The sequence below is a fragment of the Gimesia panareensis genome (assembly GCF_007748155.1).
GTDB lineage: Bacteria > Planctomycetota > Planctomycetia > Planctomycetales > Planctomycetaceae > Gimesia > Gimesia panareensis.
In genome coordinates this window covers 2960234-2981367 of the sequence record NZ_CP037421.1, presented here as the reverse complement: position 1 = coordinate 2981367, position 21134 = coordinate 2960234, and the positions used below count along the sequence as shown (strand labels likewise).

Sequence of the window (21134 nt, the reverse complement as noted above, 5' to 3'; positions counted from 1 at the left end):
ATAATGAAATACCTTGGTAGCCAGCTCCGGAAGCCGGCATTCCCTCAACCGGGCCGCAGTGGAAAAGTGTCAGGACTCATGATCGCCGTCAGTTCAATCATCTTTCTGGTGATCATGCTGGTGGTTCTGATTTATGCCCCTCCGAAAGACGCTCCACAGAAAACGGCAGCGACTGATGGTGAATCCAGTGGACATCAGGCAGATGCTTCCGCAAAAGGAGAGAGCGAAGACTCCGGGGATGAAAATGCCCTGGAGATGTATTGTGCCGCGGGAATCAAGCCGCCGGTTGCCGAGATGGCAGCACAGTTTGCAGAAGAAGAATTCGGCATGCCGGTTCATTTGCAGTATGGCGGCTCCGGAACCCTGCTGACCAACCTGCAGGTAGCGAAAAAAGGCGATTTATATCTGGCAGCGGATACCAGCTACATTGAGATTGCCCGGGATAAGGGACTGGTGCAGGAAGCGATTCAGGTGGCACAGATGCATCCGGTGATCATGGTCCAGAAAGGGAACCCCAAAGGGATCAAGTCGATCGATGACCTGCTCAAGGATGATGTGACGGTCGCTCTGGCAAATCCCGATGCCGCTTCGATCGGCAAACTGACGAAAAAGGTGCTCACGAAACATGGGAAGTGGGAGCCGCTTTCCAAGTCAGCCCGGGTTTTCAAGCCGACCGTTTCCGAAATCGCCACCGACGTCCTGCTGGGCGCCGTTGATGCCGCCGTTGTCTGGGATGCGACCGTCAATCAGCATCCGGAAAAGGCAGACATGGTCGATGTTCCGGAATTCCAGGAAGCGATCAAGAATGTGACGGTGGGTGTATTAACTTCCTCACAGAATCCCCAGGAAGCACTGATGTTTGCCCGTTATCTGCAGGCACCTGAGAAGGGACAGAAAGCTTTTGCGAAGCTGGGGTACCAGACCGTCGAGGGAGATAAGTGGGAACCGCATCCGACGATCCTGCTGTTCAGCGGCGGTGTGAACCGGCTGGCGATTCAGGATACGCTGAAGGAGTTTGAGCGGCGGGAGGGCGTGACGATCAATACGGTCTTTAACGGGTGTGGAATTCTGGTTGGTCAGATCAACAGTGGTCAACGACCAGACGCTTACTTTGCCTGCGATACATCTTACATGGTTCAGGTCCAGCCCAAGTTTCGGGCTCCCCTGACTGTGGCGGAAACGGATATGGTGATCATCGTGGAAAAAGGAAATCCTAAAAACATCAAAACGGTTTTTGATCTCGCCAATGAGGACCTGCGGATCGGTCTGTCCCACCATGAGCAGAGTGCACTGGGGGCGTTGACGAAAAAACTGCTGAGCTCCCTGGAGCTGAACGGAAAAAACCTGTACGACCTGGTACAGCCGAACGTAAAAACGAACACGCCGACGGCGGATCTGCTGGTGAATCAGTTGCGGACCGGTTCGCTCGACGCTGCGATTGTCTACCGGGCAAATCTGCCTTACGTGAAAGATAAGGTCGATATCGTCGAGATCAAATCGGGCGATCCTCTGGCCCAGCAGCCGATCGCGATTCTCAAAACCACCGCTTATCCCAATCTGATGCAGCGTCTGGTGGATAAGCTGACCTCGACTCCGTCGCGCAGCCTGTTTGAATCCATCGGCTTCCGCTGGCGGATTACTCCGGAGTCACTATGAGCGGGACGACCCCGGAAGAACCACCCCGCAAGTGGAAGTCGCGTTCTGATCTCCCGTTTTATGCTGTATTTGTGACAGTCAGCGCCGTCTATGTGCTGTTGATAGTGGCAATGCTGGCAGCGGAGACGACCTATACCACGCCCGGGCACATCCTGCGCTCATTTCAGAAGCCGGAAATCCAATACGCGATCTGGCTGAGCCTGGTCTCCTGCGCGATTACGACGGTGCTCTCCCTCTGGGTTTCGGTGCCGATCGGCTACCTGATGTCACGCCACCAGTTTCCGGGGAAGACGTTGATCGACGCCATCCTGGATATTCCCATCGTGCTCCCCCCGCTGGTGATTGGCCTCTGTCTGCTGATTCTGTTCCAGCTTCAGATCCCGCAGATCGAGTGGCTGAATAAACTGGTAGAGGCAAAATCGGTCACCCAGTCGACAAACGAAGTTCCAGGCAATGATCGATTGTCGACGGCAGCAGTGGTGTCTCACGAAAAGCAGCCAGTGAGTGATGAGCAACCGCTGGTACTGATCGCACACCAGACGGCAGAGGATGAGCAGTTGCAGACAGATGAGGAACGGCTGGCTGAAACACAGAAGAAAAGCGAAGCAGAAACGCAGAAGGCGAGTGAAGCGGAACGCGTGCCGATCGAGCAGACGCAGTCCATTGATGAACTGATTCGCAAGATCACCAAGGTCCTCTTCGGTCGATCCATCGGTGTGACATACGAGATTCCGAGTATTATTCTGGCGCAGTTCATGGTGGCCTGTGCCTTTGCGGTGCGTACGATGCGGGTGACCTTCGACCAGATTGGCCCCCGTTACGAACAGGTGGCGCTGACCCTGGGGTGTAACCGCGGGCAGGCCTTCTGGCGTGTCGTCTTTCCCCAGGCGTACCGGGGGTTGCTGGCAGCTGCGACGCTGGCGTGGGCGCGTTCGCTGGGAGAATTCGGTCCGATTCTGATTTTCTCAGGAGCGACTCGAATGAAAACCGAGGTGCTGCCGACGACGGTATTTCTGGAACTGACCGTGGGGAATATTGAAGGGGCGGTGGCCGCCTCGCTGATTATGGTTGTCTCAGCGCTGGTCGTGCTGGTGATCGCCCGCCTGTTTGGTTTGACACGGTCGACTCCGATCTGAAAGATCGGCAGCGATTTGAAAGATCGACAGCGATTTGAATCTGAATTTGAGAGAACGATCTGAGAGCCGGTGGCATCTGATGCCTGATAAATTGAGATATGATTTCAGTAAAAAATCTTTGCGTACAAGTTGGTGAATTCCGGCTGAATGATATCAGCTTCGAAATTCCGCAGGGGCATTACGCCGTGCTGATGGGGAAGACCGGCAGCGGAAAAACAACCATTCTGGAGACGATCTGCGGTCTGAAGAAAGTGCAGTCCGGTGAAATCTTTCTGAACGGAAAGGATATGACACATGCCAAACCGGCGGAGCGTGAGATCGGCTATGTACCGCAGGAGGGCGTGCTGTTTCATACGATGACCGTCAAAGACAATCTGGCGTTCGCCCTGGAAATTCGCCATTGGAAACAGCGACAGATCGATGAGCGGGTTGATGAACTGGCGAACCTGCTGGGCATTACCGGGCTGCTGAATCGAACCCCCTTTGGTCTGAGTGGCGGGGAAACGCAGCGGGTGGCACTGGGACGGGCCCTGGCACCCCGGCCGGCGATTCTGTGCCTCGATGAGCCATTGAGTGCACTGGATGAAGACACGCGGGGTGAGATCTGCGATCTGTTGAACAATGTCCAGCATGTGACCGGCGTGACCGCTCTGCATATCACACACAATATTTCCGAGTCGGATCGGCTGGGGGATGTGAAATTGACGATCAGTCATGGTAAGCTGCAGTCACTGCCGGGGGGAAGCCCGTTGAAAAATGGTTCTTCGACTTCTGAATCCTCTGAATCTACTGCCAATACGAGAGTCAACTAAAATGAAAATTGCGGTCGAATATACAGCACAGGTGAAAAAAGCAGCCGGTGTCGGGAGAGAAGAGATTGACGTTCCCGAAGGTACGACGCTGCAGGACCTGGTGAAAACCGTTGCCGAGACGCGTGCCGACACCTTGAAGCCGCTGCTCTTCCCCGAGGGAGAGGCCCTGCACCCTTCCATGCTGCTGTTTGTCTCAAATGAACAGGTACTGTGGGACGAACCACTGATACTCCAGCCCCATCACAGCGTCACGATCCTTTCCCCGATCTCCGGAGGATGATATCCTCTTAGTTTTGACAGACCACACGCCATACCGCTTTTAAGGAGACACGATGTCCGGTTTCGCTCCCCTGACAGATGAAGAACGAGCCGTTTACGAATGGCAGATCTGGGTGCCGGAGTTCGGTGAAGCCGGGCAGGAGAAACTGAAGAATGCGTCTGTGCTGATTTCACGCTGCGGCGGTCTGGGGAGCGTCGTCGCTTACGAACTGGCAGCTGCGGGAGTGGGGAAACTGGTCCTGGCACACGCCGGGAATGTGAAACCGAGCGACCTGAACCGGCAACTGCTGATGACGCACGATTGGCTGGGGAAACCGCGGGTTGAATCTGCGGAACGCCGCCTGAAAGAGCTGAATCCGCGGCTGGAGATTGTGGCGGTTCCGGAAAACCTCTCGGAAGCAAATGCGGAGGCGATCGTGAATCAGGTGGATTTGATTGTAGACTGTGCCCCGCTCTTTCCCGAACGCTACGCCATGAACCGCCAGTCTGTGCTGCAGCAGAAGCCGCTGGTGGAGTGCGCGATGTACGACCTGGAAGCGCAGATCACCACCTTTCTACCCGGTCAGACCGGCTGCCTGTCCTGCCTGTATCCCGATGATCCCCCTGCCTGGAAACGGGAGTTCCCCGTCTTTGGCGCGGTTTCGGGAACGGTGGGCTGCATGGCGGCGATGGAGGCGATCAAGGTAATCGCCGGTTTTGGAGAGACGCTCGCGAATCAGCTGTTGATGTTTGATCTGCGCGATATGACATTTCACCGCAATCGGATTGTGCGCCGTCCCGATTGCCCGGTTTGTGGAGCCTGATTCCACTCGATTCTTATTATTAACTGCAGGGAGATCCGATGAAGAAATTGATTCAGCAATGTCTGGTGGTTCTGGTTCTGGTCGGAGGATTGTCTACCAGCGGGAACCGTTGTCTGTCGGCAGCGGAAGCGAAGCAGCAGACCGAATGGAAGGCTGTGGCAGCGTCGGTGGTGATCACTCCTGAGAAGAATATGTGGATGGCCGGCTATGCAGCCCGCACGAAACCTGCCGAGGGTAAGGTGCACGATCTGTACGCGAAGCTGCTGATCCTGGAAGATGCCCGTGGCCAGAAGCTGGTGATGATTACGACTGACCTGATCGGCATCACCCCGGCCCTGCGTGATCCGATTGCAGCGCAGCTGGAACGTGATTACCAGATCCCCGCGTCAGCACTGCTGATGAACGCCTCGCACACGCACTGCGGTCCGGAGCTGCGAGAGCCAAAGGCGTCCCGCCGGGGACTGGGAGGCGATCGCGGTGCGGAGGCGCGTGCGTATACCCAGGGACTGGTGAGAAGACTGGTGGCTGCGATTGGAGAAGCCCTGCCCCAGATGGAGCCGGCCGTGCTGAAGTATTCGTATGGTCGAGCCGGGTTTTCGATGAATCGCCGTCTGCCGACCAAGGACGGTGTGATCAACAGCCCACATCCGCAGGGGCCCGTCGATCAGCGGGTGCCCGTACTGATGGTGGAACGCCCTGACAGTTCCCTGATGGCGGTGCTGTTCGGATACGCCTGTCACAATACCACGCTCAGTTTTTACCAGTTCTGCGGCGACTACGCCGGCTATGCCCAGGAAGACATCGAAGCCGATCACCCGGGGACGGTAGCCCTGTTCATGATGGGATGTGGCGGCGATCAGAACCCTTACCCGCGGCGATCGCTCGACCTGGCGAAGCAGCATGGACGGGCGCTGGCCAATGCGGTGGAAACGGCATTGGAAGTCAAACAGCCGCGGGTGATTCATGGACCGCTGGGAATTGCGATGGGAGATGTGGAACTGGACTTCGCCGCCCCGCCCACGAAAGAGGAATTACTGAAGCGGAAAGAAAATGGAAACAAATATGAAGTGAGCCATGCGACCCGCCTGTTGGACCAGCTGGAAGAACGGGGCGGAATTCAGACCCGGTTCGCCTTCCCGCTGCAGGTAATTCAGTTTGGCAAGGACCTGACCCTGGTAGCGGTCTGTGGAGAGACCGTGGTCGATTATTCGCATCGATTCCAGAACGAGCTGAAGTCCGGCTTTGGTGCTGCGAAGGATACTGATCCGATCGTCTGGGTCGCCGGCTATTCGAACAATGTCTTCGGTTACCTGCCCAGCCTGCGGGTCTTGAAAGAGGGGGGCTATGAGGGAGCCCGGGCGATGATCTACTCCTCCTACCCCGGTCCGTTTGCAGAATCGGTGGAACAGAAGGTTGCTGCCAAAGTGCATCAGCTGACCGAACAGGCTCGGCGGGCGGCACTCAGTGATTGATTGAACTCGGACAGAAAAGCCGGGAGCAGAGGTCATATTCTCTGCTCCCGGTCTCTTTTGCCTCGGAATTTCCAGATTACTGTTCTTTTTTCCAGACTGCTTATTTAGAATAGTTTAACGTTCCGTTAAGGAAGTATTCGTCCCGTGAAAACTATTCTTTCCCGCCGGGAGTAGTCTGTGATGCGCCGTCACTTATTGAGTTCCGTATGTTTTGTGTCCAGCCTGTGGGCTGTTTCTCTCATATCTGCTTCTACTCTGCAGGCCCAAACCGATCAGGAAGTGACCGCCTCGCGTCTGAAGGGAATTGAATTTCTCAAGTCTCAGCAGCAGGAGGACGGCAGCTGGGAATTCGAAGGGCATCCGGTCGGAATTACCGCGCTCTGTACGCTGGCGCTGCTGGAAAACGGAATTCCGGTCAGTGATTCCGTGATTCAGAAAGGGCGGGCCTTTGTCGTCAAAGAGTCGGAGAAGCTGAACTCGACGTACGATCTGGCGCTGGCGATTCTACTGCTGTCCCGGATTGGAGATCGTGAAGACAAGCTGCTGATCCGGCGCTTTGCAGCGCGATTGATTGCCGGCCAGTCCACGACCGGAGGCTGGTCCTATACCTGTCCGCTGGCCGCCGCCAGTTCGCTGAATAATCCCCGGGGCCGGTTGAAACTGGGAACTTCACCCGGTGATAACAGCTGCACGCAGTTTGCCGTGCTGGGGCTCTGGACGGCTTCCCGTTCGAATGTGAATATCGACGATTCGATGTCCGGTGTAGCGCGACGATTTGTCGAGACGCAGAACGAAGATGGTGGCTGGCCCTATAAACTGTCCACAGATGATATGAAAGAGCCTTCTCGCAACTCGATGACCCTGGCCGGCCTGTTCTGTCTGACCGTGGCGCGGGCAACCAAAATCAGATCACTGCAGGAAGAGCAGAATAAAGTCGAGGCGGCTGCCCGGGGCGCGGAACAGAAGGAAGGCGACACGCTGGTCTCCGATCCGATTTTCGCCAAAGGTCTCGAGATGGCAGGCAAATATGCCGCCGGGATCAGCGCCTCCTCTGCCCGCTATTTCCTCTGGTCGACCGAGCGGGTTGGCGTGCTGCTGGGTCTGGAGAAGCTGGGAGATACCGACTGGTTTTCCAAAGGTGCTGCTGCCCTGATTGCAACTCAGAAAGAAGACGGCAGCTGGGAAGACTCGCGCGGAAAGCTGGCGGATACCTCGTTCGCGATTCTGTTTCTGCGGAAAGCGAACCTGGGGAGTGATATCTCCCGGATGTTAAATGGGGAACCCGCGAAGAAATTTCAGATTCACTCACAAGCGAAAAAGCCGGAATTCGATTCGCTCGAAGCTGCGATCGCGGCTGCGAAGCCCGGTGACCTGATTCGTGTCAACGGCGATGGACCCTTTCGGATTCCACACGTGACGGTCGACAAGGATCTGAGCATCGAAGCCGGCTTTGGTTATTCGCCTGTGTTTGAGTATGCCCGGGGACGGAATAAGCTGGGGTTAAGAGCCCGTCCGGAGCGTGATCCCAACGTACGACACATTCTGCAGGTCACCAAAGGGACACTGGCACTGGAAGGGATCCGGTTTGAGTTTGATCCCCCTGAGGTCGGCAAGGAGGTTCCCTGGGTGGCGATCAAAGTCGATGGTGGTAACCTGCGGATGTTGAACTGCTCGGTTTCCGAACAGAATGATAAGGGGATGGCGGCAGTTCAGTTTACGCGGCCCACGAATTCATCGATCACGAACAGCTTTTTTGTGGGAGGACGGGCTGCGTTTGAAATCGAAGGGACCGGTAAGCAGACGATCGACGTGGATGAATCTGTCATTTTCTCCCGCAAGATTTTCTCCGTATTGAAGAGTCCCGAAAAGTCCGCAGGGGGAAGTATCAACCTGAATCTCTCCCGCTGTACCATCCAGGGGATTGACGGGTTTGTTTTTGAGCGGTTCGTCAAAGATATCAATGTGAAGAGCGATCACTGTGCCTGGAAGGTGGAAAACCTGGGGCTCTCGATGCTCTCGCAAAAGGGAGCGAAAACGGATCGTTCCTATACAGGCAACGGGAATGTTTACGACGTGGATGCATGGCTGGGACTGAATGGGACTGCGGATTCCAGCGTCAAAGATCTGAAAAGCTGGAACAGCTTCTGGGGCAATACGGATGAGACGTCACTGGCAGATACGCTGGCGTTTAATCTGCGTCGCGTGAATACCTCGTTTAACCACCGCTATACACCGGCGGACTGGGAACTGTCGGAAACTTCCCGCGTCGCAGCCCAGGTGACCGGTCTGGGAGCCCGGACATCGAACGTGGGAGCGGGAGCCGGATTCAGCCGGTTTCGTAGCAGTATTCTGTATAACGAGTGGAAAGAGAAGCAGGTGGCTGAGGCAAAGTAACGTCTTCTCAGTCCTGGTTCGCTTTTCTTGAAATGGTCCGCTCGCTTGCTGGTTCTGAAGAGCTGGTCAGTCAGAATTGAGGGACCAATCACCTGTTTCGGAGAAATCCAAATTGATTTTTCCCGCGGGATCGCTAGAATTCCCTGATACCTGCCTGTCAGGTCATTCCGTAATCGCTCCTAATCAGCCTGTCTTCGATTCGACGGTGAGAAAGTTCACCGATTTTTGAATGAGTTCCAGCAAAATGCGCCGCCAGATTATTTTTGAGGCGGCCCGACTGATGTATTCCCGTCAGGAAACCGAGTATTATCGCGCCAAGATGAAAGCGGCCCGCAAGGTCTGCCAGGGCTGGGTTAAACCGGCCGACCTGCCCAGCAACCGGGAAATTCGCGATGAAATCCAGCGGTTCGCCTGCACTTTCGAAGGCGAGTCCCGCACCGAAAATCTGCTGGCCATGCGGCTGCAGGCCCTGCGTTATCTGCGGCTGTTTAAATCGTTCCATCCCAAAATCATCGGCAGCACGCTGACCGGTCATATCCGGCAGGGATCGGATATCGATATTCATGTCTTCTCTCATTCCTGCGAAGCGGTCACTGCCCAGCTCGATGAAGAAGGCACGCCCTACCATGTGGAACATAAGACCGTGAAAAAGCATGGCGAGGAACGTGTGTTTACACACATTCATGTGCAGGACACGTATCCGGTGGAACTGACGCTCTATCCGACGGAGAAATCGAGTTACGGTTTCAAGTGTTCGATCACGGGCAAGCGCATTGAACGGGCGACCCTCCCCGAGTTCGAACAACTGCTGGAGCGGGATTATCCGGGCATCGATCTGGACCAGCGGCTGGCGGAAGTGGAACAGAGCGTCGACCGGTTCCAGATTTACCGGATGCTGCTGCTCCCCCTGGCGGGAGTGAAGCAGTCAAAAAAGTACCATCCGGAAGGAGACGCCCTGTATCACAGTCTGCAGGTCTATGATATGGCCTGTGATGAACTGCCTTACGATGAGGAGTTTCAGCTGGCGGCACTGCTGCATGACGTGGGGAAAGCCATCGATTCCCAGAATCATGTTGAGGCAGGCTTGCAGGCGCTGGAAGGATTTATTACAGATCGTACTGCGTGGCTGATCGAGCATCACATGGAAGCGCACGCGATCCGCTCGGGAACAATTGGAGCCCGGGCACGCCGACGGCTGATGGCCAACGAAAATTATGAAGATCTGCTGCTGCTTGAAGAATGCGACTACAACGGTCGCGAACAGGGAGTCGAAGTACCGGATGTGGATGACGCGCTGGAATCCATCCGCGAACTTTCCCGCATGTGCAGTTAAATGACCGCAGATCGAATCAGCTTTACCAGAACCTCAGTGAAAATTGAAATAGCAGAGAGAGGATCATGTCGATGACGAAACGTGTACTCAGTGTCGGGCAGTGTCTGCCGGACGCCAGTGCCTTAAGCCGATTCCTGAACAAGCATTTCGAAGTCCAGATCGAAGAGGCTGATGTGGAGCAGGATACGCTGCAGAAACTGAAAGATACTGCATACGATCTGGTGATGATCAATCGCAAGCTGGATGCCGACTACAGTGACGGCATCGAACTGATGCAGAAAATCAAAAACACTCCCGATGTGAAACCGTGCACGTTGATGCTGGTCTCCAACTACGTGGAGTACCAGGAACAGGCGGTCGGAGTCGGTGCGGCTTACGGGATCGGTAAGAACGAATACCGTGACCCGGAAACCGTCGCCCGGCTGCAGCCTTACCTGGGCTGATAGCGGAGGTAGCGTCCGGGGAGTGTCTCAGATTTGACGTGCAGCGGCTGGTTGTTGTGGACGACCGGTACGCCGTTGGAGAGGACGTATTCGATGCCTGAAGAAAACTGTTGCGGGTTTTCGTAGGTGGCGTTGTCCTGCACCGTGTCCGGATCGAAGACGACGATATCCGCATAGTAGCCCTGCTTGAGGATGCTGCGTTTCTCCATCCCGAACCGGCGGGCAGCACAGCCGGAAAGTTTATAGACCGCGTCTTCCAGCGAGAAGAGTTTATGGTCCCGCACACAGGGGCCGAGGATGCGGGCCGCGGACCCGAACTGGCGGGGATGAATCACGCCCCCTTCCATGTAGATGCCGTCGGTTCCCATCATATACAGGTCGTGCTGCAGGACCGGATCGACCAGGCGATCGTCGCCCATGTTGAAGACCAGCAGCACGGCCATCTCTTCTTCGATGAGCAGATTGATCAGGGCTTCCTCTTTGGGGAGCCCGGACTCTTCCACGTACTGGCTGAGCATTTTTCCCTGGTGCTGTTTGTTCTTTTCGGTCAGAACCCAGGCTATCTGGATGGCCGAGATGTCGAGCAGGTAATTTTCCAGGCCGTATTTAAACCGCTGCTGCATTTCAGGCTGCTTCAGTTTTTCGACCGCTTTACGGGGGCCCTCTTCGAAGACTTCGTAGGGGAGCAGGAAGTGCAGCATGGTGGAGCCGGGCTGGTAGGGGTAGACGTCGAACGAGATATCGACTTCGTGGCGGGCGACCTGGTCGATGTATTCGAGTGCTTCTTCAGCCTGACCTAGGTGTTGTCCCTTCATGTGGGAGATGTGTACTTTGACGCCGGCCCGTTTGCCGATCTCCACGAGCTCTTTGATGGCGGGCATCAGGGTTTTTTTATAGCGGATGTGGGAGACATAGAGTCCGTCGTATTCCGCCATCGCCTGGCAGGCTTCCACCAACTCATCGGTGGGTGAGAAACACTGAGCGACATAATCCAGACCGGTTGAGATACCGACGGCACCCGCTTCCATCCCTTTGCGGACTTCGCTGCAGATCAGCTTCATCTGGAAATCGTCGACACGCTGGCGACCGAAGCCGCAGTGCATGGAACGGAGATTAGCGTAGGGAATGTGCGTCATGACATTCTGCACATTTTTGCCGTCGATGAGGTTCATGTAATCGGCCAGCGATTCCCAGCCCGTGTATTCTTCGGGATAGAGCCCGTCGAGGGACTGCAGGTAGTAGATCCAGTCGGCGGCGGTACAACGGTCGACGGGAGCATACGAGATGCCATCGGCCATGATGACTTCGGTGGTGAATCCCTGTGAGGTCTTGGAGATGAAATTGGGCGTATTGAGCAGCCAGCTGTCGGAGTGGTTGTGCACGTCGACGAAGCCGGGGGCGACGATTTTCCCTGTCGCGTCGATTTCAAAGGCCCCTGAAGCTTCAGAGAGGTCACCCAGGGCGATGATCTGATCGCCTTTGATTCCGACGTCAGCCTGAAAGCGGGGGTCGCGGGTGCCGTCAATGACGGTGCCGCCTTTGATCAGGACATCAAATTCAGGGTTTGTGGAGGAAGGATCACTGCTGCTCATGGGGGTTGTCAGTTTCGTGTTGCGGGAAGGTGTGGGTGGGTGAACGCTGTGACTTGTATTTACTTTGACATGTTCCGGGGAGTGAGAAAAGTCTCCTTAGAAAATATTTCAAAAAAATGAGAATGGCTCAAGTGTGCAGGAGTATCCGGAGTCTGGGCGAGATGGCTATTTCGGGAGTAATTCTGTTTTCTTTCCTTCGGGCGTTCACTACAATAAATGAAACTTTACTGATGCGAGATTCGTAAAAGTTAAGAAACGTTTTAACCGACTAAAGTAAACATGGCGTAAGAAGATTACTTTAGACATTCAAACAGGAGCAGTTCATGAGTCAACGTACAACTCGCCGCGAGTTTATTCAACAGACCTCGGCAATGGGGGCCGCCTTCTGGGTGGGTGGTCAGAGTCTGCTGGCCGCTGAAAAATCACCCCTGGAAAAGATTAATTTTGCCTCGATCGGCGTAGGGGGAAAAGGCTCCAGCGATTCGGCGAGTGCCGCAAAAAATGGTAATCTGATCGCCATCTGTGATATCGACGACAAACGCCTGCTGAAAGCAGCCGCCCGCTATCCCAAAGCGCAGAAATTCAACGATTATCGCGAGATGCTGGAAGAAATGGGCGACAAGATTGACGCGGTGACCGTCAGTACTCCCGACCATTCGCATGCTCCTGCCAGCGTCATGGCAATGAAAAAAGGAAAGCACTGCTTCACCCAGAAGCCGCTGACCTGGTCGGTTCATGAAGCCCGCGTGATGCGGAATACGGCCAACGAACACGGCGTGAAAACCCAGATGGGGAACCAGGGAACCGCTAAAGACGGGTTCCGCGAAGCCGTCGAAGTGATCCGTTCCGGCGTGCTGGGCAATGTGCGTGAAGCGCATGTCTGGACGAACCGACCGGTCTGGGGTAAGGGCGTCGATCGTCCGCCCGAAGGGGAACCGGTTCCGAAGCACATTCACTGGGATCTGTTCCTGGGCCCTGCACCTTACCGGGAATTCAGCACGCTGTATCATCCGTTTGAATGGCGGGGCTGGCTGGATTTTGGTACCGGTGCCCTGGGTGACATGGCCTGCCACACGATGAACATGCACGTGATGGCCCTGGAACTGTACGATCCGACATCGATTGTCGCCGAACAGGAAGGGATGATCGAAAACGAGACTTATCCCAAGTCGACCAAGATTACCTACCAGTTCCCCGAGCGGAGCGCAGGCGACAAGAAGCTCTGCCCGCTGAAGCTGACCTGGTATGACGGCGGCAACCTGCCTCCGGAAGAATTGCTGATGGGCGAGAAAATGAAGTCCAGCGGTGTGGTTCTGATCGGCGATGAAGGCAACCTGTATACGCCGGATGATTACGGTGCAGAATACGTACTGCTGCCCCGCGACAAGTTCAAAGACTTCAAAAAGCCCGAACAGAGCCTGCCTCGTTCGCCGGGCCACTTTGAAGAATTCGTGGTTTCCATCAAGGGTGGTGAACCGTCGATGTCCAACTTTAACTATGCCAGCCGCCTGACAGAAACGACCCTGCTGGGGAACTGTGCCATCCGCGCTGGTAAGAAACTGGAATGGGATGCCAAGAAGATGGAATTCACGAACGCTCCGGAAGCCAACAAGTTCCTGAGCCGTGACTACCGTGATGGCTGGACTCTCTAATCGCTGAGAGCCCGTTTCACTGACGCATCAGACCCCGCAGGACGACCGTTCTGCGGGGTTTTTCGTGGACTGACATGATCTGGAGCTGCGAGATCAGCGCACGATGTCTTCCAGGGCGGAGAGAGAGACGACTTCCCTGCGGGAGACGAGGATCCGTTCCCGGTTGACGGCAACGCCGTGCTTGCCCATTTCATGGACGTACATTTCCCGGGTGGTGGTCGTATCGCGCAGGTCGTGGACGTCGGCCTGTTCCAGGAAGAGGTAGTGGTGGTCCTGGCCGATCAGGGTTCCCGCGATGACATACAGGCTGGTCAGGTCGATCACGACTGTTTTGCCCACCAGCTGATCCAGATATTGAGAGTCTTCACTCATAGATGATCCATCAGATTAAAGTCATAATTCCAGCCGCCTATTGTGACCGGTTCACCGTCGAAATCAACCGGTTCCGTCCCCTGCCCGGCCAGCGTCTGCGGAAATCCCGGGTTGACCCAATCCGGTAAATCCAATAAGACAGCGACTCCAAAATCCTCTCGCCTGCCTCTCATCGCACATCTCTGCAGTTCTGTTGCTGTAAGTGGCTGCAAATAAAAAACTTATAAGCTACTGTGTGCTTTGCCGGCAGGCAGGGAATCCCGGTCCTTTGTCTTAATGCAGATCTCTCATGACATATTTGTTTACCAAAATCCGTTCGGGCATTTCCGCAATCCTGGGCTGCGTGCTTCTGGTTCTGTTCGGTCTGGCTGTGAGCGTGAGCCTGGAGGCTCAGGAGAAACAGCCGGTCAAAAAGACGTCGATTCTGCTGATGAAGACGGGGCGGATGGTGACCGGCGAGATCAGTGAAAGCGCGGGCGGCTATCTGGTTTCGAATCCGACCGGCAGCATGCTGGTTCCGTTCACGGATGTGGTCTTCGAAGCAAGCGACCTGCAGGGGATTTATCTCAAACAGCGGGCGTCCATGAAATTTCCGACGGCCAATACCCATATGAATCTGGCCCGCTGGTGTATCACAAATAGTCTCATTGAAGAGGCGAAAGACGAACTGCGGGATGCGATCCGCCTGGAACCCAAGCGTTCTGAACCTCAGTTGATGCTGCAACGGCTGATGAGCGTTTCTCCTGGTCAGAAACAGTTGACGGTCCAGGAAAAAATTCAGGAAAAACTGATTACGAAAAAGATGGAGAACACCGACGAAGCAACCTCCATGACCGGCATCTCCCGGGAGCAGTCCGCGATTTTTGTACGGAAGGTTCAGCCGATTCTGTTGAATAAATGCGGGAATGCCAATTGTCACGGAAACGCGACGACTTCGAAATTCCAGTTAACCCAGGTGACGCGTCGGTATGGAAACCATCGGATCTACGCCGAGAAGAACCTCTCGGAAGTGATGAAGTGGCTGGACTTCGACTACCCGGCGGACAGTCCCCTGGTTGTGAAACCGGAACGGGAGCACCCGCAAAACGGCATGGTGGTCTACGAAGGTTATGCGGGACGAAAACAGAAAGAGGTCATTCAGAAATGGGTGGGCGCCGCGGTTGCGGATCGGCTCTCCAATGACACCCTGCGAGCGGAACGGCTGGCCAAACGGGCCAATCGACGTATCGGTTTTGCCCGTGAGAACCTGTTAAAGCAGGCAGCAGAAATTCGACCGAAGAGTGGCACTCCCAATTCAGGTCTCGAACAGGCGCTCATGGAGCAGGATGTTCTGGACGGTGCTGCTGCCGGACAACCGGTGATTCAGCAGACCGGTGCGCAAGCCGATCCCGTGCCGAAGAAAGGGGATGTCTCGCTGATTGCCGACTTTGTGCCGAAGAGGCTGTCGGATCAGGAGATCAACAAACTGGTCAAACCCAAGCCGGCTGACCCATTTGATCCTGCAGCGTTTAATAGTGCTGTTCCCGCGAAGCCCTGATTTCAGCGCGACGATCAGCAGCACCAGTTCTGGATGAGTGCCGCGAATTTCTCGGTTCCCAGCTCCAGCTGTTCCAGGGCGATGAATTCGTCGTGCGTGTGTGCCTGGCCGATATCTCCGGGGCCAAAGACGACCAGGTTTTTCATCTCGGAAAACAGACTGCCATCGGTGCCGTATGAGACGGTCTTCGCCTGATCTTTACCGGCAATTTTCAGGACCTCTTTCACGATGGATGAATTGGGATCGGTATAAACCGGGCTACCCCCGCATTTGAACTGGAATTCGATGCCGCACTTTTCCGCTGCTTCACGGGCGCGGGCCACCAGTTCATCCGGTTCCTGACCGGGCATGGGCCGGAAATAGACGGTGCAGATGCTCTGGGGCGGCGTGATGTTGACGGCAGCGGTCTTATCGTTAATGCCGATGTTCCAGCCGTTGGTGGGCGGATCGAATTCGTCATTCTGCCAGCGGGGATCAGTCATGCATTCCTCGTACAGTTTTTTCATCTCGACGAGGAATGGAATCATGGCGAGGTTGGCGTTGACGCCCGTGCTGAGGCTGGAGTGAGCGGCTCGGCCGTGTGAGATCGCCTGGAAACCGTAAGTTCCCTTGTGGGCATAGACGACTTCCAGCATGGTCGGCTCACCGATAATGCCGTGGGCTTCGCCGGCGACCATTTCCTGGTATATTTTTGATTTCTCCGCGACGTTTTTCGCACCGTGATAGCCGACTTCTTCGTCGGCGGTACAGGTGATGTAGAGCGGATGTTTCAGATCCTGATCGACGTAGCGTTTGGCTGCTGCCAGCATGCAGGCGATAGAGCCTTTCATGTCGCAGGAGCCGCGACCGTAGAGTTTGTCGCCTTTGATTGTGGGAGTGAACGGGCCAAATTCGTCGGTGAACCAGGGATCGGCGGGGACGACGTCTGTGTGGGCGAAGTACGCCATACCCCCGGGCCCGGAGCCGCGACGACCGATGACGCTGGCTTTGCGCACGCCTTTGGCGTCATCGTATTCGAGGCGTTCGATTTCGAAGCCCAGTTTTTTGAGTTCGGCTTCGACGTAATCGGTGACTTCCACGTTCGAGTAGCAGCTGGTCGATTCAAAGCCGACCAGTTCCTGCGTGTATTTCAGGGCATCCATGAATGAGTTCCGCGTATTCTCTGTAGGTTAAGACTTCAGGTGGCGCTGGAAGTGGGAGAGCGTCTTTTCCCACATCACAGGAGACAGTACATGGCCGGCCCCCTCTTCAATATAATAACTAAAGTTTGTTTCTGCATTCATGGCGGCGTAGTTGTTTGCAATTATTTTGACACCGTGGCGGACTTCGTCGATGGGGCTGCCTCCGTCCAGTTCGCCGAAATTCATGTGCAGCGGGCGGGGAGCGATCAGGGCGGCGATGTCGGGAGTATCGCCATATTGATGGATGCCCGGAATGAAATTGGGAAAACAGTGCAGCATGTGTTCGCGATGGATGCCTTTGTAGGTGGGGAGGCAGCAGTTACCGACCAGGCATTTGATGCGGGGCTCCCAGGGACCGATGAGCCAGGTGTGTGTGGAACCCATCGAATGCCCGTAGCAGCCGATTTTCTCGTCGATGACTTCGGGGCGGCTCTGCAGAAAGTCGATGGCGCGTTTCATGTCGAGAATGTTTTTCCAGGCCATGCATTTGCCGTCGACGACGTACCTTAAAAATTCAAAGCGTTCAAACTTACCCGCTTTGAGCTTTTCCGTCGGATCCTGCCGCTCTTCAAAACAGAGGGCATCGGGACAGAGGACGATGAAGCCCTCCTTCGCCAGGGCGGCCCCGGTATGGTGCATCGGGTTCCCGGCCAGCCCCGCCGGTTCACTTTTGCCCAGGTGGTACTGACCGGCGTGCTGGTGCCAGACCGCAACGGCGGGAGCGGGATGCGCGGGCGAGACCATATCGGGAATCAGCAGCAGAGCGGGAATCGGATCGCCGGCCTCGGCTTCGTAAGTCAGCGATTCAATCCGGTAGCCGTCTTTTTCGATGGTTTCGCGGTGCTTGACGTTGAGAGCCGGCGGCGCGGGCCAGTCACCGCCCAGGCCTGCTAACAGTTTTTGTTTAAAATCGGCGGGGGGCATAGGGTGGGCTCCTGTGGAATGAAGCAATTCTGGTGAGAGTGCAGGATGAACGCTTATCTTTCCATCAATCATAAAGAGTCATGATGCGAAATGATATGAAATTCACTTATTCCGGGGCGTCTTCCCATTCGAACATGTAACCGTGCTCACCATCCCATTCAACAGGCACATAGCCTTCGATGGTAACCTCATCATCGTCGGGCCATCCGGGGATCCTGAGTGTGATGCTCGGAGTGCCGATTTCCTGCTGGAGTGAGTCGAATTTTGGAACTCCTTCGTCGTCGAAGGTGACGTCATAGTCTGACTTCTCATCCTCTTCCATCCAGTCCCAGTATTCTGAGAAACTGTTGGCGATTTCCTGTTTCAGGTCGTCGGCCAGGGAGGGGAGGTTGGATTGCAGGCGGCCCATGGCGTCCAGGAGTAGACTGAGTTGCTGATCTTCTCCCGGCTGAACTTCGATTTCGACGCGGAACCCGGTCCAGTCTCCCTGGAACCCGGCAGGCTTCGGCCAGCTGACGCGAATCGTTTCAAATTCGAATTCTTCATCAATGGTATGTGTGCCGAAGTCGTCCAGTCGTTTCTGGAGTGCAGGATCCTTTGTGATCTGTGGATGGAAAATATTGTGGTATTTCTGCTGGAATTCCTCGCATTCCGCCAGACAGTCTTTTAGTTTTGGGAGCAGGTCAGTCTGGTCCTCTGCATAATCAGAATACAGATCGGCCAGTTCCCGGCGTATGGACGCCATTTTGGCAGGGTTGCCTTCCACTTTCTCATAGCGTCGTTCGAACTGTTTCATCAGGCGTTTCAGTTTTTGAACATCATCCAACTGTGATGCTCTTCTCGCTTCTCTTAGACGCTGCTCTTCCAGTTCCTGCAGGCGGCGCTGGGGATCAAAGTCAGGATCCTGACGCGGATCGCCATGTTGATCCAGATCGGACTGGAGGTCCTGTTGATGACTGGTGACATAGGCCTCCAGTAACGCTTTGATTTCCGCCAGCGTTTCGATTTCAGGATCGACGGGAGTGGGAGACGATGTCTCGGGGGTGATTCCCGCCTGAGCAGCCAGGTTCGGATATTCATTGGCGATATTCTTCCGTATGTCCTGCAGGGCCTGCAGAGGATCGATCTGTTGCATCATGTCTTCCAGATCCCCGCCGGACTGCATGAGCTGACTCATGGGGGAACGGTCCTTGATGGTCGGAATTTTCTCCGCGATTTGGGGAGCGCCGATGGCTTGCATGGCAAACGCTGTTTTTTCAATGCGATATTTCAGATGTTTACCGGTTTCATACACCGAGTAGGACCGCCAGTTGGACAGGTCGATTTCATCGCCCGCTATCTGGATGAAGTCGTGTACGATCCGGGTGACAAGCCCGGCTTCGGAAATTTTCTGTTCGTAAGTCCGGTAGCGGGCAGCGTGAGAGTGGTTTTTCAGATAGAGGCCGGCGTAGTCACACCAGTCTGTGTAGTCTTGTGAGTCGATCATGGGGCTGGTTCCGGAATTGTCTGCAGGAAACGAAGAAAAGAAATGTGCCATTGTTTATACCGTACAGGTGTGTAATATGAAACCTTCCAGTCAGGTTCCTGCCTGATTTGCTCCCTTTTACCGAACGCGATTTTTCCGGGTGTAAAATGACATGAAACCGCTGTATGCCACGACGAAGGCGCGTGTCTATGGGACCCCCAATGCCTGGCGATTTGCTGATCAGGCGCGAGATGGTGAATTATTTCAGGATTGCAAAGTTCGGTTGGAGATCCAGGGAGATGATGAGGGGCACTGCTTCTTTCTGATCGTCAGCCCAGAAGGATTTTTCACCAGTGACAGGTGGCATGAAACACTGCAGGCAGCACAGGAACGGGCCCGGATGCTATTGGGAGTGACTCGTGCAGACTGGTCTGAATAGAGACGGAAGCAGGCCGGGATGTCCAGCCTGCTTCAGATCAGATTACTTCTGAATCGTGGCGACCACCTGTGTGGCCAGTTTTTTGATGTCTTCCGGATCGGAGAGTTCGTTAAAACGCTGGACGGTGACAGCCTGTTCCATGTGCCCGGCGTTTTCCAGTCCGACGGTCAGGTCCTGCAGGACGGTGTCGTAATGGCCGGTCTCGGCGATTTTCTGGAGTGTGGGAACCAGCTGGTCCTGCGTCAGGCCGGGGCTGACTTCCGGGACAGCCGATGTGCTGCTGTTACAGCCGATGAGGGTGAGTGTCAGTAAGCAGAGGACAAAAGTTTTCATGGACGTTGCGTGTCTCTTTCAGGCAGGAAAGTGAGGAAAGTCTCAGGTGCGTCGCTGGACAGATGACACACCTGAGGGAATCAACTTTGATAGAATGTGTCTAAGGCAGCTCGACGGGATTACCGTCAGAGATGTATCCCAGATTGCGGTAGGTATTGAGATCGATATTTTCGCTGAGGAAGCGAACGGCGCCGTCACCTACCAGGAAGTGACAACCACCCGTGTGGGAACTGGTGAAATTCCAGGAGCCGGCGGTACCATTGATGCCGTAGTAGGCGCTGTTGGTGGCAATTGCGTTTTGCGTGTAATAGGCACCGTCGGAGTAGTTTCCGATCCAGATGGTGCCGTTCTTTGCGCCTTCAGTCCCCCGCTCTCCAATGATGATGGTATTGCTCAGACCATCGCGATAATCACGGAAGCGGACGCTGGAATTGTCATAAAACGAGCCGGTGGGCACGGTGGTACCAGAACTGCGATAGGTGTTTCCGGCAACGCCGGTATAGTTGGATTTCCCATAGCCGCCGACGTCAGTATTCAGACCGCCCATCGGATCGGAGGGACAGATATAGGTTTTCAGCACGACTTTCGAATAGGGAGTGGTGACTGTGGCGCTACCGGTGGTCATTTCGGCAATGGTGGTCCAGTTGTTATCGACGCCACCGACTTCCACGATGGAATTGTAGAGCGAACTTTGCTCGATGTAGGGCAGAATGAAGGTTCCCCAGCCGAGCAGGTTGTGGTTAGTGACGTTGGCGGCAGGATCGTCATCGAGGTAGCCGGGAGGCAGCGTCCCGTGCACGTCATTATAGTTGTGCATGGCGATGCCGATCTGTTTGAGGTTGTTTTTACAGGAACTGCGGCGGGCTGCTTCGCGTGCCTGCTGGACCGCCGGGAGCAGCAGTGCAATCAAAATGGCGATGATGGCAATGACCACCAGCAGTTCAATGAGGGTAAATCCTTTACGGTTCGGGTGACGATGCAACACGATCGGGTCTCCTGGGGATGAAAAAAAGTAGAGGGTGAACAGCGGGTAAAAATCGGGTGGGTAAAACGGTGTGTTTTACTTTGTGGACTCAGCTTCTGGCTGGTGGAGGCTTCTCTAAGCAGGCAGCGAATTCGGTTCGCAGTGCTCGAAGTCTGGATGGCGAGATTTTTATCAGTGTTGTTTAAAAATTGGATTGTCGAAATGTGAATAGTTGAAGAACCGGTTTGCTGGATTCAAAAGCGTTTGAGAAAAGACTCGCGATTTCAGGGAGGTTTCGGTATGCTGAGCCTGAACAAAAAAATCAGTTTCTTTTGATCCCGCGCATG

Annotated in this window: 19 protein-coding genes; 12 read left to right on the top strand and 7 right to left on the bottom strand. The window is 55.0% G+C overall.

The window, feature by feature from the left end:
- Window positions 1-3 precede the first annotated feature (3 nt).
- The 9 genes from modA to Enr10x_RS11215 all read left to right on the top strand — a co-directional run bounded on the left by modA (window position 4) and on the right by Enr10x_RS11215 (window position 10328).
- Window positions 4-1656: a molybdate ABC transporter substrate-binding protein gene (modA, locus tag Enr10x_RS11255; protein WP_145107872.1), complete on the top strand. Its 1653-nt coding sequence runs from the start codon at window positions 4-6 to the stop codon at window positions 1654-1656.
- A complete protein-coding gene (locus Enr10x_RS11250) occupies window positions 1653-2792 on the top strand; it encodes an ABC transporter permease (RefSeq protein ID WP_145107875.1) in 1140 nt (379 codons plus the stop codon). Before modA ends, Enr10x_RS11250 begins: the two co-directional genes overlap by 4 nt.
- 98 nt (window positions 2793-2890) lie before the next feature.
- On the top strand, window positions 2891-3604 hold the full coding sequence (locus tag Enr10x_RS11245; RefSeq protein ID WP_145107877.1) for an ATP-binding cassette domain-containing protein: 714 nt from the start codon (window positions 2891-2893) through the stop codon (window positions 3602-3604).
- A gap of 1 nt (window position 3605) precedes the next feature.
- Entirely contained in the window at window positions 3606-3884 is a 279-nt protein-coding gene (locus Enr10x_RS11240; RefSeq protein ID WP_197996529.1) for a MoaD/ThiS family protein, read from the top strand.
- A 52-nt stretch (window positions 3885-3936) separates the two neighbouring features.
- On the top strand, window positions 3937-4686 hold the full coding sequence (locus Enr10x_RS11235) for a HesA/MoeB/ThiF family protein (RefSeq protein WP_145107882.1): 750 nt from the start codon (window positions 3937-3939) through the stop codon (window positions 4684-4686).
- Between the two features lie 38 nt (window positions 4687-4724).
- Window positions 4725-6158, top strand: a complete 1434-nt coding sequence (locus tag Enr10x_RS11230; protein ID WP_145107885.1) for a neutral/alkaline non-lysosomal ceramidase N-terminal domain-containing protein — start codon at window positions 4725-4727, stop codon at window positions 6156-6158.
- A gap of 180 nt (window positions 6159-6338) precedes the next feature.
- A complete protein-coding gene (locus tag Enr10x_RS11225; protein WP_145449097.1) occupies window positions 6339-8552 on the top strand; it encodes a prenyltransferase/squalene oxidase repeat-containing protein in 2214 nt (737 codons plus the stop codon).
- Window positions 8553-8781: 229 nt separating this feature from the next.
- Window positions 8782-9885 (top strand): HD domain-containing protein, encoded by a 1104-nt coding sequence (locus tag Enr10x_RS11220; protein WP_145449096.1) that lies wholly within the window; start codon window positions 8782-8784, stop codon window positions 9883-9885.
- Window positions 9886-9956: 71 nt separating this feature from the next.
- Window positions 9957-10328, top strand: coding sequence for a response regulator (locus Enr10x_RS11215; RefSeq protein WP_145449095.1), 372 nt, complete (start codon window positions 9957-9959; stop codon window positions 10326-10328).
- Here Enr10x_RS11215 and Enr10x_RS11210 read toward each other — a convergent pair.
- Window positions 10316-11920 carry an N-acyl-D-amino-acid deacylase family protein gene (locus Enr10x_RS11210; RefSeq protein WP_145449094.1) on the bottom strand — a complete coding sequence of 535 codons (1605 nt, stop codon included), beginning with the start codon at window positions 11918-11920 and terminating at the stop codon, window positions 10316-10318. The two genes, Enr10x_RS11215 and Enr10x_RS11210, sit on opposite strands and share 13 nt — an antisense overlap.
- 323 nt (window positions 11921-12243) lie before the next feature.
- Between Enr10x_RS11210 and Enr10x_RS11205 the strand changes: the two genes are divergently transcribed.
- The gene (locus Enr10x_RS11205) at window positions 12244-13572 is read left to right on the top strand and encodes a Gfo/Idh/MocA family protein (protein WP_145449093.1); all 1329 of its coding nucleotides are present in this window, start codon (window positions 12244-12246) and stop codon (window positions 13570-13572) included.
- Between the two features lie 93 nt (window positions 13573-13665).
- Here Enr10x_RS11205 and Enr10x_RS11200 read toward each other — a convergent pair whose 3' ends face one another.
- Entirely contained in the window at window positions 13666-13944 is a 279-nt protein-coding gene (locus Enr10x_RS11200) for a hypothetical protein (protein ID WP_145107902.1), read from the bottom strand.
- Window positions 13945-14233: 289 nt separating this feature from the next.
- Here Enr10x_RS11200 and Enr10x_RS11195 point away from each other — a divergent pair, with 289 nt between their 5' ends.
- Entirely contained in the window at window positions 14234-15481 is a 1248-nt protein-coding gene (locus tag Enr10x_RS11195) for a hypothetical protein (protein WP_145449092.1), read from the top strand.
- A 14-nt stretch (window positions 15482-15495) separates the two neighbouring features.
- Here the strand turns inward: Enr10x_RS11195 and Enr10x_RS11190 are convergent, their stop codons facing one another.
- From Enr10x_RS11190 to Enr10x_RS11180, 3 genes are all read right to left on the bottom strand, one after another.
- Complete coding sequence (locus tag Enr10x_RS11190; RefSeq protein ID WP_145449091.1) at window positions 15496-16623, bottom strand: M20 family metallopeptidase; 1128 nt, start codon at window positions 16621-16623, stop codon at window positions 15496-15498.
- Between the two features lie 27 nt (window positions 16624-16650).
- Entirely contained in the window at window positions 16651-17586 is a 936-nt protein-coding gene (locus tag Enr10x_RS11185; protein WP_145449090.1) for a dienelactone hydrolase family protein, read from the bottom strand.
- A 106-nt stretch (window positions 17587-17692) separates the two neighbouring features.
- Entirely contained in the window at window positions 17693-19072 is a 1380-nt protein-coding gene (locus tag Enr10x_RS11180; RefSeq protein WP_145449089.1) for a hypothetical protein, read from the bottom strand.
- A gap of 151 nt (window positions 19073-19223) precedes the next feature.
- On the opposite strand from Enr10x_RS11180, the gene Enr10x_RS11175 reads away from it, so the two are divergent.
- Complete coding sequence (locus Enr10x_RS11175; protein WP_145449088.1) at window positions 19224-19490, top strand: hypothetical protein; 267 nt, start codon at window positions 19224-19226, stop codon at window positions 19488-19490.
- A gap of 42 nt (window positions 19491-19532) precedes the next feature.
- Here Enr10x_RS11175 and Enr10x_RS11170 read toward each other — a convergent pair whose 3' ends face one another.
- Together Enr10x_RS11170 and Enr10x_RS11165 are read right to left on the bottom strand one after the other, a co-directional pair.
- The gene (locus tag Enr10x_RS11170) at window positions 19533-19823 is read right to left on the bottom strand and encodes a hypothetical protein (RefSeq protein WP_145449087.1); all 291 of its coding nucleotides are present in this window, start codon (window positions 19821-19823) and stop codon (window positions 19533-19535) included.
- A 100-nt stretch (window positions 19824-19923) separates the two neighbouring features.
- Complete coding sequence (locus Enr10x_RS11165) at window positions 19924-20808, bottom strand: DUF1559 domain-containing protein (RefSeq protein ID WP_232093320.1); 885 nt, start codon at window positions 20806-20808, stop codon at window positions 19924-19926.
- Between the last annotated feature and the right edge of the window lie 326 nt (window positions 20809-21134).